This window comes from Pseudarthrobacter sp. MOO13, assembly GCF_058267655.1.
In genome coordinates, this window is sequence record NZ_CM177848.1 from 1,677,962 (window position 1) to 1,691,141 (window position 13,180).

The 13,180-nt window shown below is 67.7% G+C and carries 13 protein-coding genes; 9 read left to right on the plus strand and 4 right to left on the minus strand.

The genetic code is table 11. From position 1 onward, the window contains the following. Position 1 precedes the first annotated feature (1 nt). On the plus strand, positions 2–883 hold the full coding sequence (locus AC4EEO_RS07855) for a carbohydrate ABC transporter permease (RefSeq protein WP_109044473.1): 882 nt from the start codon (positions 2–4) through the stop codon (positions 881–883). After that, positions 880–1,737: a carbohydrate ABC transporter permease gene (locus tag AC4EEO_RS07860; protein WP_109044474.1), complete on the plus strand. Its 858-nt coding sequence runs from the start codon at positions 880–882 to the stop codon at positions 1,735–1,737. The genes AC4EEO_RS07855 and AC4EEO_RS07860 overlap by 4 nt, the downstream gene beginning before the upstream one ends. Here AC4EEO_RS07860 and AC4EEO_RS07865 read toward each other — a convergent pair. Further along, a complete protein-coding gene (locus AC4EEO_RS07865) occupies positions 1,734–1,961 on the minus strand; it encodes a hypothetical protein (RefSeq protein ID WP_018761550.1) in 228 nt (75 codons plus the stop codon). The two genes, AC4EEO_RS07860 and AC4EEO_RS07865, sit on opposite strands and share 4 nt — an antisense overlap. Before the next feature lie 110 nt (positions 1,962–2,071). Here AC4EEO_RS07865 and AC4EEO_RS07870 point away from each other — a divergent pair, with 110 nt between their 5' ends. From AC4EEO_RS07870 to metE, 7 genes are all read left to right on the plus strand, one after another. Further along, the gene (locus AC4EEO_RS07870) at positions 2,072–3,079 is read left to right on the plus strand and encodes an AAA family ATPase (RefSeq protein WP_109044476.1); all 1,008 of its coding nucleotides are present in this window, start codon (positions 2,072–2,074) and stop codon (positions 3,077–3,079) included. A 6-nt stretch (positions 3,080–3,085) separates the two neighbouring features. Then, positions 3,086–3,985, plus strand: a complete 900-nt coding sequence (locus AC4EEO_RS07875) for a DUF58 domain-containing protein (RefSeq protein ID WP_491340206.1) — start codon at positions 3,086–3,088, stop codon at positions 3,983–3,985. Continuing rightward, positions 3,975–4,445, plus strand: coding sequence for a hypothetical protein (locus AC4EEO_RS07880; protein ID WP_491340207.1), 471 nt, complete (start codon positions 3,975–3,977; stop codon positions 4,443–4,445). The genes AC4EEO_RS07875 and AC4EEO_RS07880 overlap by 11 nt, the downstream gene beginning before the upstream one ends. Further along, positions 4,436–6,418 (plus strand): vWA domain-containing protein, encoded by a 1,983-nt coding sequence (locus AC4EEO_RS07885; protein WP_491340208.1) that lies wholly within the window; start codon positions 4,436–4,438, stop codon positions 6,416–6,418. The genes AC4EEO_RS07880 and AC4EEO_RS07885 overlap by 10 nt, the downstream gene beginning before the upstream one ends. Before the next feature lie 66 nt (positions 6,419–6,484). Then, positions 6,485–7,129, plus strand: a complete 645-nt coding sequence (locus tag AC4EEO_RS07890; protein WP_491340209.1) for a hypothetical protein — start codon at positions 6,485–6,487, stop codon at positions 7,127–7,129. Between the two features lie 332 nt (positions 7,130–7,461). After that, positions 7,462–8,427 carry a methylenetetrahydrofolate reductase gene (locus tag AC4EEO_RS07895; RefSeq protein ID WP_018761544.1) on the plus strand — a complete coding sequence of 322 codons (966 nt, stop codon included), beginning with the start codon at positions 7,462–7,464 and terminating at the stop codon, positions 8,425–8,427. Between the two features lie 62 nt (positions 8,428–8,489). After that, positions 8,490–10,832 carry a 5-methyltetrahydropteroyltriglutamate--homocysteine S-methyltransferase gene (metE, locus tag AC4EEO_RS07900; protein ID WP_491340210.1) on the plus strand — a complete coding sequence of 781 codons (2,343 nt, stop codon included), beginning with the start codon at positions 8,490–8,492 and terminating at the stop codon, positions 10,830–10,832. Positions 10,833–10,860: 28 nt separating this feature from the next. On the opposite strand, the gene AC4EEO_RS07905 is transcribed toward metE, so the two are convergent. From AC4EEO_RS07905 to AC4EEO_RS07915, 3 genes are read right to left on the minus strand one after another with little or no spacing between them, the layout of a single operon-like run. Further along, complete coding sequence (locus AC4EEO_RS07905; protein ID WP_491340211.1) at positions 10,861–11,577, minus strand: DUF4386 family protein; 717 nt, start codon at positions 11,575–11,577, stop codon at positions 10,861–10,863. A 48-nt stretch (positions 11,578–11,625) separates the two neighbouring features. Then, positions 11,626–12,132, minus strand: coding sequence for a DUF2004 domain-containing protein (locus AC4EEO_RS07910; RefSeq protein WP_018761541.1), 507 nt, complete (start codon positions 12,130–12,132; stop codon positions 11,626–11,628). A 45-nt stretch (positions 12,133–12,177) separates the two neighbouring features. Continuing rightward, positions 12,178–13,095, minus strand: coding sequence for a LysR family transcriptional regulator (locus tag AC4EEO_RS07915; RefSeq protein WP_026264521.1), 918 nt, complete (start codon positions 13,093–13,095; stop codon positions 12,178–12,180). Positions 13,096–13,180: the final 85 nt, after the last annotated feature.

The following is a 13,180-nucleotide window of genomic DNA, read 5'->3' on the forward strand; positions in this document are numbered from 1 at the left end:
GGTGGCACGCCACCACCAACGTCGGCAGCTCGCCCGCTACCTGCCGGTCCTGCCGGCCGTCCTGCTGCTTGCTGTCTTCCTGGCGGGCCCGGTGCTGTGGGCGTTCCAGGCCTCGCTGACCAATGCCGGACTGACCGGCCGGCATGCCAGGAACCCGGAATGGGTGGGTCTGGAGAACTACCAGCGGCTGTTGCAGGACCCGGTGTTCCCGCTCTCGCTGGCCCTGACGGTGCTGTTCGTGGGCGGCTCCGCCGTTCTGGGCCAGAACGTCCTGGGACTGGCCCTGGCGGTCCTTCTGCGCCGGGCACGGCCCGCAGTCTCGGCGGTGGTGGGTACCGCCGTCGTTGCCGCCTGGGTCTTGCCCGAAATCGTGGCGGCTTTCGCTGCCTACGCCTTCTTCAGCCGCGACGGGACGCTCAACCAGTTGCTCGGTGGGATGGGACTGGCGGAGGTCGACTGGCTCTACGCCGTGCCCATGCTGGCCGTGATCATGGCGAACGTGTGGCGTGGCACCGCCTTCTCCATGCTGGTGTACCGCGCGGCGCTGGGCGGGGTACCGGCCGAGCTCACCGAAGCGGCACACATGGACGGTGCCGGCGCCTGGCAGCGGCTGGTGTTCATCACCCTGCCGGTGATCCGGGGCAGCATCGCCACCAACCTGATGCTGGTCACGCTGCAGACCCTGGCCGTGTTCACCCTGATCTGGGTCATGACCGCGGGCGGTCCGGCCAACGGCAGCTCCACATTGCCCGTCATGGCCTACCAGGAGGCCTTCAAATTCGGCGATATCGGCTATGGCACGGCGGTCGCTTCGGTGCTGATCCTGATCGGGGCAGTGTTCGGGGCCGCCTATCTTCGACTCTTGCGGGAGCAGAAGCCGTGACCGCCGCACGGACTGCCCTCCGGCCACGGGCCCGCCGCCGTCCGCGGGGGAGCGCGGTGGCGGATGCCGTCCTGCTGGTGATCGGCGCGTGCTTCGTGCTGCCACTGCTGTGGCTGGTCCTCGGTTCACTGGACCCGGCCGCCGGGCATGGCACCAAAGTTCCGCTGCGGCCTGCCCTGGACAATTTTTCCGCAGTCCTCACCCCGGAGCTGCTGTTCCGGCCGCTGTGGAACAGCCTGTTGCTTTCTGCAGGGACCGGTGCCGTGACGCTGGCAGCGGCCGTATTGGCTGCCTATCCGCTCTCCCGTTTCCGGTCGCGGTTCAACACCCCGTTCCTCTACGGCATCCTGTTCGGCACCTGCCTGCCGGTGACGGCCATCATGGTTCCGGTGTACGGATTGTTCGTTCAGCTTCAGCTGTTGGATTCCTTGCCCGCCACAGTGCTGTTCCTGTCCGCGACCAGCCTGCCCATGGCCATCTGGATGACCAGGAACTTCATGGATGCGGTGCCCTTGGCCGTGGAGGAGGCAGCCTGGGTGGACGGGGCATCCCGGCTGGCTGCCTTGCGTTCAATCGTGCTGCCGCTCATGGGCCCGGGCCTCGGCGTGGTGTTTATCTTCGTGTTCATCCAGGCCTGGGGGAACTTCTTCGTACCGTTCGTGCTCCTGCTCTCTGAAGCCAACCAGCCGGCGGCGGTATCGATCTTCAGCTTTTTCGGCCAGTACGGGGCCGTGGCGTATGGCCAGCTGGCCGCGTTCTCCATCCTGTACTCCCTGCCGGTGCTGGCCCTCTACGGCATCGTGGCGCGCGGCGCCGGCAACCCGTTGGCGCTGTCGGGAGCTGTCAGGGGTTAGTCGATGTCCTCCAGCACCACCCCGAAGGGGAGGGTATCGTCCAGGTGGGCTTGGTGTCCGTGGTGGGTGTCCACCACGCGGACGCCGTGCAGTTTGTCCGCCGCGGACTGCATCAGGACAGGCCTGACGGTGTCGACGAACAACTGGTTCTTGCCGGCGAGGTACTCCTTGTAACTGTCTGGAAGCTCGGTCATGGCAAAAGGATAGACCTGCCCGGCCCGCATGGGGAGGGGTGCCCATTGCCGTTCCGGGCCCCGCGGTCTTGGATAGGATGGCGGGCGGGACACGGCCGGCCCGGCCCGCGACTCCATCACCGTCACCAGGGGGAATACCAGTGCTTTCGACCAGCGTGCCCGCAAGAATCGAACCGGCGGAGCTGGCCAGGGCGCAGCAGGTGGTCGCGAACATTTCCCGCAGTTTCGACGCCAAGGTGGTGGGGCAGTCCCGGCTGCGCGAATCGCTCCTGGTGGGCCTGCTGACCGGCGGCCACATCCTCCTCGAAAGCGTCCCGGGACTGGCGAAAACCACTGCGGCGCAAACGGTGGCCGAGGCCGTCAGCGCCGAGTTCCGCCGGATCCAGTGCACCCCGGACCTGCTGCCCAGCGACATTGTGGGAACCCAGATCTACGACGCCGCCAAAGGAACTTTCGTCACCCAGCTGGGTCCGGTGCACGCAAACATCGTGCTGCTGGACGAGATCAACCGCTCCAGCGCCAAGACCCAGAGCGCCATGCTGGAGGCCATGCAGGAACGCCAGACCTCCATCGGCGGCCAGGACTACCGGCTGCCCTCACCGTTCCTGGTCCTGGCCACCCAGAACCCGATCGAGCAGGAAGGCACATACCAGCTCCCCGAAGCCCAAATGGACCGCTTCATGCTCAAGGATGTGCTGGACTACCCCTCGCCTGCGGAGGAAGCGGAGATTATCCGCAGGATCGATGCCGGCATCTTCACCGCGGACCAGAAGCCTGCTGCCGCCGCCTCCCTCGACGCCATCACCGAAATCCAGGCCCTCGCCAGGCGGATCTACATTGATCCTGCGGTGATCAACTACATCGTGGGGCTGGTGTACGTGACCCGGCATGCTTCGCAGTACATCGACTCCCGGCTTGCCGGATTCATCGAATTCGGCGCCAGCCCCCGCGCCAGCATCGCCTTCAGCCAGGCGTCCCGTGCGGTGGCCCTGTTGAATGGCCGCGACCACGTCATCCCCGAGGACGTCAGGTCGCTGGCCCACCGGGTGCTGCGGCACCGGCTGATCCTGAACTTTGACGCCGTGGCCGAGCAAGTACCGGTCGAATCGGTGATCGACGCCATCGTCGCAGCCGTCCAGACCCCCTGACCCCGCATGCCAAGCCTGCTCCAGCGCGTGAAGTCGAAGATGGCCATCTTCGCGCACCGGAAAGCCCGGGGAATGCTCGACGGCGAATACGGTTCCGTCTTCCGTGGCCGCAGCCTCGACTTCGATGACCTGCGCGCCTACGTTCCCGGTGACGAGGTCCGCGACATCGACTGGAAGGCCTCGGCGCGCCACGGCTCACCCCTGATCCGGCGCTATGTGGCAGTCCGGAGGCAAACAGTCCTCCTCGTTACCGATACCGGGCGCAACATGGCTGCGGAGGCCAAATCCGGGGAGGCAAAGAAGGACATTGCCATCCTCGCACTGGGAGTCCTGGGCTACCTTGCCCTCCGCCATGGTGATGTGGTGGGCCTGGTCTGCGGCGACTCTTCCACCACCCGGTCCCTGCCCGCTAAGGGCGGTGAGGAGCACCTGGAGCGGATGCTGAGGCACGTCGACACCAACACCAGGCTGGACGGCCCCCCGAGCAGGCTCCAGGACCAGTTGCAGCACGTGGCCGGCAACGTCAAGGGCCGCCGCCTGTTGTTCGTCGTCGCGGATGAACTGCCCGCTGATGACGCCACGGGCCGGCTCCTCCGCAGGCTCCGCGCGCAGCACGAGATCCTCTGGCTGACGGTCCGGGACGCGGACCTGGCGCCGTCCAGCCAGGAAATACGGGAATCTTCCACAGCCGATTCCTACAGCGTCGCCGATTCCGCGGTCCTGGCCTGGCAGCCTGCGGCGGCGGCCGGCGTGGCGGCCGCCTATGCCACCGCGGCCGCCCAGCGCGATGCGGAGCGCAAGGCCATGCTGCGTGCTGCGGGGATCGTTGAGGGGGATGTGGCCGCCAGCGACGACGTCATGACCGGCCTGTTTGCCCTGCTGGAAAGGCACCGGCGTGCAGGCTGACCCCGGATTCTACGGACCGCTGCCGTACAACCCCGCATGGGTGTGGTGCGGAGCGGCAATCCTGGCTCTGGTGGCCGGCTGGTACGCCTACGTGTGGTTAAGCTCCCGTGCCGGCCCCGATTCCGGTTCCGCACCGGCGCGTCCCGCCCTGACAGACCTCCCGTCGCTCAAGGCCGCCTACCTGCAGCGCATCCGTGACGTGGAACTCGATGCTGCAGCAGGCACCCTCGACGCCCGGGCCGCGCACCAGCAGATCAGCATGCTCCTGCGCGGATTCGTCCGGGACGCCACCGGGGTGGACGCCACCCGGATGACACAGCAGGACCTGGCGCAGCACCCGCTTCCTGCGGCCGCGGACGCCGTCGAAGCCCTCTACCCGGCCGAATTCGGGCCCGGTCCGCTGCCCTCCGTGGGCGCCTCCGCGGCAAGGACTTCGGCGGTGGTGCGCGCATGGAGTTGATGTTGTGGTGGGTGCTGCTGCCGGCTGCTGCTGCCGTGGCGTGGGCCGTGTGGGCCGGGCTGCGGCGCAACGGACGGGAAGACGTTCGACGCCGTCCGGTGGCCCACGCGGACCGGCTCACCGCGCTGCCGGAATACCAGGCAGCCCTTCGGCGGCACCGGAGACGGCTGCTCGTGGCCGGGACCGCGTGTGCCCTGCTGCTGGCCTCGACGGCGGTGGCTGCTGCCCGCCCCGTGGACGTGGCAACCACCCGGCCGGAGCAGCACAACCGGGACATCATGCTCTGCCTGGACGTATCCGGCTCCATGAGCAACGCCGACGCCGCAGTGGTGGACGTCTTCGCCGGCCTGGCCAGGAAGTTCGACGGCGAGCGGATCGGCCTGACCATTTTCGACAGCAGCGCTATCCAGGTGTTCCCGCTGACGGACGATTACGCTTACGCCCAGGAGCAACTCCAGGCCGCCAAGGACGCTTTCGACGGCAAGCCCGGCAGCTCCGGATTCCTGGACGGCACCTGGAGCGGCCGTGGTTCCTCGCTGATCGGCGATGGCCTGGCGTCCTGCCTGAACAGTTTCCAGGGCGCCACCGGCCCGGGTGCCGCCGGACCGCAGCGCTCGCGGTCGGTAGTGCTGGCCACTGATAACTTCCTTTCCGGCAAACCCATCATGACCCTGGAGCAGGCGGCGCAACTGGCCAAGGAAAGGTCGGTGCACGTCTACGCCCTGAATCCGGGAGACGTTGACTACGGCGCCGGGACGGACCAGCCGGGCGCCCGGCTGCGGGCTGCGGCGGAGTCTACGGGCGGCTCCTACTACGCCCTGGACAGCCCTGACGCCGTGGCCGGGATCGTGTCCAGCGTCGAAAAGACCGAGGCTGCTGCAATCCAGGGAGCGCCGCGGGCCGTGCTGACGGAGGTTCCCGGAGTACCGCTGGCCACCGCAGCTCTGTCAGCACTGGTACTCTGCGCTGCACTTTGGCAGGTGCAGCCACCGCTGAGGCGCGGCCGGCATGGCACGCCGCCACGTCCCGCCGGGCCGGGGCGCCGTGCATGGTTCAGGCGTTCCGCCGTCGTCCTGCTCGTCGGGGCAGCAGCCCTGCGGCCCGGCCTGCCCGGCAGTAACGTGCCGGCCGCCTCGACGGACCTCAACGTGTTCTTCGTGGTGGACACCACCACCAGCATGGTGGCCGAGGACTACGGCGGCGCAACCCCGAGGCTGGAAGGCGTCCGCAAGGACATCAAGGCCATTGCGGAACAGCTGCCGGGCGCGCGTTTTTCAGTCATCACCTTCGACACCACCGCCCATGTCCGGATGCCGTTGAGCACCGATACCCTGGCCCTTGAGACCATCACCGACGTCCTCGAGCCCCAAGTCACCGCGTACGCCAAGGGCAGCAGCATCACCGCCGCCAGGCAGGTCCTCGCAGAGCGGCTGGCCGCCGCCCGGGACAGCCACCCCGGCCGCCCGCGGCTGGTGTACTACCTGGGTGACGGGGAACAGACCAGCGGCACGGAACCGGAGGCAATGGCGTTCGACGCCGGACTGGTGGCTGGGGGAGCGGTCCTCGGCTATGGCACGGCGGAGGGCGGCCGGATGAAGGAAAACTCCGGCCTGGACGCCGGCGACGGCTCTGCCGGCGGCGCTGGGACAGGACCGCACGGCGGATATGTCCAGGACAACGGCGCAGGGGACGCACGCTCCGTCATCGACGAGGGACGGCTCCGGACCATTTCGGCGCAACTGGGCCTACCGTACGTGCATCGGGACGCGGGCGCCCCGGTGGCGGACATGATGCGGCAGGCGCACCCGGGAAAGGCGGAACACTCGGACGGCGACGGTTCCGTCGCGGCCCGGACCGAGGTGTATTGGCTGTTGGCCGCCGGTGCGTTCCTGCTGGCCCTGCCCGAAGCGGCGGCGGTCCTGCGCCGGCTGCGCGGGCTCCCGCGGCCGGCACGGGCGGAGGCCGTACGGTGAGGCCTTCCGGTCCGCCGCCGTCGCCTGCTGCTCTGGTCGCTGCTGCCGGTGCTCCTGGCGCTGTGCGTGGCGGCAAAGCTCCTCAGCCTCGGCGTCCTCGCCGAGCATGCTGCCGTACGGTACGCGGCCGGGGACGCTTCCGGCGTGGACGCCGCCGCCGGTGGCCTCGGCGTGGCCAACGTGGTGGAGCCGCACAAAGCGCCGTTCGCCGCCGGCGGCGCTGCGGTGCTGCGCGGAGACTACGGGGCCGCCCGGACCGACTTCGAAACGGCTCTCCGCACCGTCCCGGCCGGTTCCGGGGATGAATGCCTGATCAGGGTCAACCTGGCCCTGGTGATCGAACGCCTTGGTGACGAACGGCTGGAGGCCGGGGATCCGGCGTCGGCCGCTGCCCTGTACCAGTCCGCACTGGCCGCGGCGAAGGAGGCACCGGGTTGCTTGTCGCCGGACGCGCCAGCCGGGGCCGGTGGACGGTTGGGGCAAGCCGCCGAACGGCTGGAAGGAAAGCTTAGCTCCGCCGCCCAAGGGCCAGGCCCAACAGCGGCACCATCGACGGAGCCCGCGCCTGACCCCTCGGCAGAGGCGCGGCAAAGCCAGCTGGACCAACTTCAGGACAGTGCACGGCAGGCCGAGCGGGAACGGAACAGCGGCCGTGAACGCGAGCAATACCTGGACGACTCCAGCGGAACGGCGCCGGACCGGCCCTGGTAGGGCTGGTCCACCGGCGAAGGAAATTCTGCAGCGGGCGTGGAACACGCCGTAAAACTGCGTCTTATTCGGTTGCCGACTTGAATGCACCCTCCGTGCCCCCATAGAGTCGTAAACAAGTTACCGCGGTAACGTGTCAGCGATCCTCCGTTCCGGAGGGTGTGGGTGCCCCCATGTGGGCCTGACATTTGCTCACGGACTACTTCATTCCAGGCGTAACAGTCGCGGCTGCGTCCTCAATGGAGTCCCTCCGTGTTCCCCAAACTCAATTCATTGCGGGTTTCCCTGTAGATTTACCGGCAGGCAACCCCAGTGGCCCAAAGCCAAGGACGCAAATGTCACCACCAAGCCTCATTGAAGCACACCCAAACCTCTCGGACACCGCCCCGGTGGCACTGTCCTATGAGCTGTTCCCGCCGCGCTCCCCGGCCGCCGCCGAGACGCTCTGGACCACCATCCGTGAACTCGAAACCACGGCGCCCGACTACGTCTCCGTGACGTACGGTGCCAGCGGATCCAACCGTGACACCGCGGTCGAACTCATTAACCGGCTCCTGCTCGAGACCACCCTCCGGCCGCTGGCACACCTGACCTGCGTTGGAAACACGCCGCAGGAGCTGGCCGGAATCATCGGCGAACTGCTGGACATCGGAGTGCGGGGCATCCTCGCGCTGCGGGGCGACCTGCCCAAGGACGGCGTCCGGCCCTCCGACGGTGCACTGCGGTACGCCCAGGACCTGATCGAGCTGATCAGGCGGGTGGAGCAGCGGCGTTCAGCACTGCTCTGCGCCGGAAAGATCGCCGTCGGCGTGGCCGCATATCCCTCCCGGCACCCGGAATCGCCCAGCGAGGAACACGACGTCGAGGTGCTGCTGGCCAAGCAGCGTTCCGGCGCCGACTTCGCCATCACCCAGGTGTTCTTCGAGACCGAGCAGTACGCGAACCTCCTCACCAGGGCACGCCGCGCCGGAGTCACCATCCCGATCATCCCCGGCGTCATGCCGCTCACCAGCCTCCGCCGGCTCACCCGGCTCGGTGAACTGGCCGGCGTCGAACCGGCACCCGCACTGATGGAACGCCTGGCCGCCGCCGACAGCGACCTCGAACGCCTCCACATCGGCGTCGACGCCACGGTGGACCTGGCCAATGCCGCCCTGGATGCCGGAGCCCCCGGTATCCACCTCTACACCTTCAACGAGCACCAAAGCGCGCTCGAAGTGCTGGACAAGCTGGCCCTGCCGCGCCACAGCCGCCTGGGCACCCGCCGGGACTCCGCCGCCCGGCCCCAGCTTGCCAGCTGAGCACTTCCCGGCTGAACCCCACAGACCACCCCCGCACGCTCCACACTTCCTAGGAGAACTCCATGCCTGAACTGACCGCGCCCAAAAACACCCCGTTCCCGTCGGCATCGCTGCTCGGCTACCCGCGCATCGGCCGCCGCCGCGAACTCAAGAAGGCCGTTGAAGCCTACTGGGCAGGCAAAATTGACGCCGCCGCCCTCGACGCCGCCGCCAAGGACATCCAACTGACCATCGCCCGGCGACTGCAGGACCTTGGCCTGACCGAAGCCGCCGCCGTGCCGGGGACGTTCTCCTACTACGACCAGGTCCTGGACACCACCGCCCACCTGGGCGCCGTCCCGGCCCGCTTCGGCAAGCTCCTCGACGCCGAGGGCCGCCTGGACATCGACGCGTACTTCACCCTGGCCCGCGGCAACAAGGACCAGCAGCCGCTGGAAATGACCAAGTGGTTCGACACCAACTACCACTACCTGGTCCCGGAGATCGGCCCGGAGACCGAATTCACCCTCGCCTCCACCGCCAAGGTGGACGAGTTCGCGTTCGCGCTGGAGAACGGCATCGAGACCCGCCCCTACATCGTGGGTCCGGTCACCTACCTGCTGCTGTCCAAGGCGTCAGACGACGCACCGGCCGGCTTTGCGCCGCTGTCGCGGCTGGCGGACATCCTCCCCATCTACGTCCAGCTCCTCGAACAGCTCGCTGCCGCGGGCGCCAGCTGGGTCCAGCTCGACGAGCCCGCCCTGGTGGTCGACCAGGACATCCCTGCCGCCCATATCGAAGCCGCGGTTGCCCGGGCCTACGAGGTACTGACCGCTGCGGCCAACCGCCCGCAGATCCTGGTCTCCACCCCGTACGGTTCCCTCGACGGACAGCTTGGCACCCTTGCTGCCACCAACATCGACGCCCTGCACATCGACGTTTTCAAGGGCGCCGTTCCGTCCGCCGCGGCGCTGGCAGGACTGGGCAACAAGACCCTGGTTGCCGGCGTCGTTGACGGGCACAACATCTGGCGCAACGACCTCGCAGCGTCGGCGGCGAAGCTGGACGAACTGAAGGGCGCCGCCGCCAAGGTCGCCGTCTCCACGTCCACCTCCACCCAGCACGTTCCCCACGACGTCGAGGAAGAAACCCAGCTGTCCGCGCAGCTCCGCAGCTGGCTGGCGTTCTCCGACCAGAAAGCCGCCGAAGTCAAGATCCTGGCGTCCTGGCTGGCCGACCCCGCGGCCGCACAGGCAGCCATCGATGACGCCACCGCCGTGATCGCTTCGCGTGCCACCGCCCACGGTGTCCGCCGCCAGGATGTGCGGGCCCGCACCGAAGCATTGACGGCTGCCGACTTCAGCCGTTCCGAATACGCCGTCCGCGAAGCCGCCCAGGAAGCGGCGCTGCAGCTGCCGCCCCTGCCCACCACCACCATCGGCTCCTTCCCGCAGACCTCGGAGATCCGTTCCGCCCGTGCCCGCAACACCAAGGGCGAGCTGAGCGACGACCAGTACGAGCGGCTCATGAAGGACGAGATCAAGCGCGTCGTGGACCTGCAGGAAGAGCTGGGCTACGACGTCCTGGTGCACGGCGAGCCTGAGCGCAATGACATGGTCCAGTACTTCGCCGAGAACCTCGAAGGCTTCGACGTCACGGTCCACGGCTGGGTCCAGTCCTACGGCTCCCGCTGCACCCGCCCGTCCATCCTGTGGGGCGATGTCACCCGCAGCGCCCCCATCACGGTCAAATGGGCGGAATACGCCCAGTCCCTCACCGCCAAGCCCATGAAGGGAATGCTGACCGGGCCCGTCACCATCCTGGCCTGGTCCTTCGTCCGCGACGACCAGCCGCTGGGCGAGACCGCCAATCAGGTTGGCCTGGCGCTGCGCGACGAAATCGCCGACCTCGAAGCCGCCGGCATCAAGGTCATCCAGGTGGATGAGCCCGCCCTGCGCGAGCTGCTCCCGCTGCGCAAGGCGGACCAGGCCGGTTACCTGAAGTGGTCCGTTGACTGCTTCCGCCTGGCCACCGCCGGTGCCGCAGACGCCACCCAGATCCACACCCACCTCTGCTACTCGGAGTTCGGCGTGATTATCGACGCGATCGACGGCCTGGACGCCGACGTGACCTCCATCGAAGCAGCCCGCTCCCGCATGGAGGTTGTCCACGACCTCGAGTCCCACGGTTTCGGCCGCGGCGTTGGCCCCGGCGTCTACGACATCCACTCGCCGCGCGTTCCGGGCGAAGCGGAAGTCACCGAGCTGCTGTCCACCGCCGTCAAGCACGTCCCGTCCCGCCAGCTTTGGGTCAACCCGGACTGCGGCCTGAAGACCCGCGGCTACGCCGAGACCGAAGAATCCCTGCGCAACCTGGCCAAGGCAACCCAGACGGTCCGCGCCGGCCTGCTGGAAGCGGCCAAGTAGGAAGTTTGAGAAGCGGGCACGCGGCCGGTCACATCACGTGGCCGGCCGTCGCCGGTTTCTTCATCCGCCATGCGCCGACCGTCAGCCACACCGCCGACACCACGATGGCCGCAATGCCCACCAGCGTCGGGACCGCATTGTCGGCGGAGAACCCGGATTCCCCGATAATCCACCCTTGCGCCATATAGGCCAGCCCGGCCAGCGCCATCGCATAACCGGCTGTCCGGGACATTCGGTGCGAAGCGGCCACCACGAAACCCAACAACACCAACGCCGTGCCCAGCAGGATACTTTGATAGCTGCGCATGCCCCATTCCAGCCAGCGGATGCCCTCCGCCGTGGCGAACCGCGAGGCCTTCTCCGGTTCGGGCGAGGCAGCCCAGGCGTCCACCGCCTGTTTCAGGGCCACCCCGTCCACCGCCTGCAGGGCCGCGTACAACGCAATGGCCGCAGCAGCGAAAAGGGCACCAAAGCGTGCGGTCCACGCGAGCGACCGGCGCTGGCCACCGAGCACGGTGCCCAGGCAAACCAGGCCCGCGCCCACCAACGCCATGCCCACGAACTGGCCCAGATGCACCGCGGTCCAGATTCCACTGTTGGCGTAGGCGGTGAAGGATGCCACGTGATCATTCGCGTCGTGGGATTCGGCGTGCAGGATGCCGGCGAGGATCGACACCACGACGCCGGCCAGCAGCAGCGAGGACGCCAGCCGCCGGGTTCCGCGACTGTCATCAAACACATCCATGGCGCCTGCACTCCTTAGTGCCGGGGTGTCACAACAGCGCCGGCAGCCTCACGACTCCCAGACGATCTCGTCGTCGACCACGCCGTCCTGGTCAGCGCAGGCCACCAGGACCTCATCGGTGAAGTGCTCGCCGAGGGTGAAGTCCAGGACAAAGTAGCGTTCGGGCTGGCCGGGGTAGATGCCCACATGGCCGAGCTTCAGTGCTTTGAGGAACACCTCATTGGTGAGCTGGCTGCGGTCCTGGACACCGAACACCTTGTGCAGGTGTTCTTCCTTGAGCGCGTTGCAGTGGAAATGCAGGTATTCCTGCGGGCTGGTGCCCTCCTGCTCAAGTTCCTCGGCGATCATCTCGCGGACCTCGTCCACCAGTTCGGGCAGGAAACGCAGCCGGTATTCGACTTTCCGGAGCGCGGCTTCATCGAAGTGGTCGTGGGCATTGATGTTCAGGTCGAGTTCCAGCGGGTGGCCGCGCAGCTCGTGCCGGGCGGCGAAGAGATGATCCATGCCGTGGTTCAGGTCGATCTCTCCAAAGTGCTGGCTCGCTACCTTGTTCATATTCTCAACATAGACCCGAAGTCCGGCCCATTCCAGCGTTCGGGGCTAATTCACTGCGGTGCGCATGCCGGCAAGGGTTTCGGCCAGCAGGTCGACGAACAGCTGCACCCGTGCCGTTTTCCGGTCATTGATCAGAAGCGCGAACACGTTGCGTGCCAGCCGGATCTCGGGGACGTCCAGCACCACCACCCCAGCCGGTTTGTTCCGCAGCGCGAGCTCCGGGACAAGGGCGGCGCCCAGCCCGGCAGCTGCCATTTCCAGGCTTGCGTGGAAGTCGTCGCTGTGCGCTACCACGCGCGGGTGCAGGTTGCAGCCGGCGAAGAGCCGCTCAATCACCATGGCATCACTGGTGCCGGGGTGGTGCATGATCCATGGCATGTCGGAGAGATGGTCCGCTGCCACCTTCGCGTCGGCGCGGAATCCCCAGCCGGCAGGCAGCACCACCCGGAAGTCGTCGTCGCCAATCCATTGCCGGTTGATCGTGTTGGGCCAGGCGAAGCCGGTCTGGCCCACCTGGAACACCACCGCCAGGTCGAGGTCGCCGCCCGTCCGCAGCCCCTGGATGGTTTGGCCCGGTTCAGCCACGGACACCCGCAGGTCAATGCCCAGCTTCTTCCAGGCCGGATTTTTCAGGATCCGGGGCAGGACATAGGTGGCGAGGCTGGGGAAGATTCCCAGCCGGAGCTCCTGGCTTCCCGTGTCCTGTGCCCTGGACGCTGCCGCCATCAGGGCTTCGATGTCCGTGAGCACTTTCGCGGCGTGGCGGGTCATGACGACGGCGGCTTCCGTAGGGACCACGGCCCGCGCCGAGCGCTGGAAGAGCGTGACGCCGGTGTCCCGCTCCAGGGCGGACATCTGCTGCGAAACAGCGGAGGCAGTATAACCAAGTGTCGCGGCGGCCGCGGCGAATGAGCCAAGCCGCGTGACCTCCAATAAGGTCTTCAAGTGCACGGGGTTTACCACCAGCCCACAGTACTGCACCCATCCGCCGCCGCCACGGTACCGAATTGCCCTCTGTACACCCGGTCCGGCGGCAGATGTCCAACAG

Bases quoted from the DNA above. Each gene is read 5' to 3' on its own strand.
- AC4EEO_RS07885 (WP_491340208.1), top strand. From the start codon at position 4,436: ATGGAGTTGATGTTGTGGTGGGTGCTGCTGCCGGCTGCTGCTGCCGTG.
- metE (WP_491340210.1), top strand. From the start codon at position 8,490: ATGCCTGAACTGACCGCGCCCAAAAACACCCCGTTCCCGTCGGCATCG.
- AC4EEO_RS07905 (WP_491340211.1), bottom strand. From the start codon at position 11,577: ATGGATGTGTTTGATGACAGTCGCGGAACCCGGCGGCTGGCGTCCTCG.
- AC4EEO_RS07895 (WP_018761544.1), top strand. From the start codon at position 7,462: ATGTCACCACCAAGCCTCATTGAAGCACACCCAAACCTCTCGGACACC.
- AC4EEO_RS07865 (WP_018761550.1), bottom strand. From the start codon at position 1,961: ATGCGGGCCGGGCAGGTCTATCCTTTTGCCATGACCGAGCTTCCAGAC.
- AC4EEO_RS07910 (WP_018761541.1), bottom strand. From the start codon at position 12,132: ATGAACAAGGTAGCGAGCCAGCACTTTGGAGAGATCGACCTGAACCAC.
- AC4EEO_RS07875 (WP_491340206.1), top strand. From the start codon at position 3,086: ATGCCAAGCCTGCTCCAGCGCGTGAAGTCGAAGATGGCCATCTTCGCG.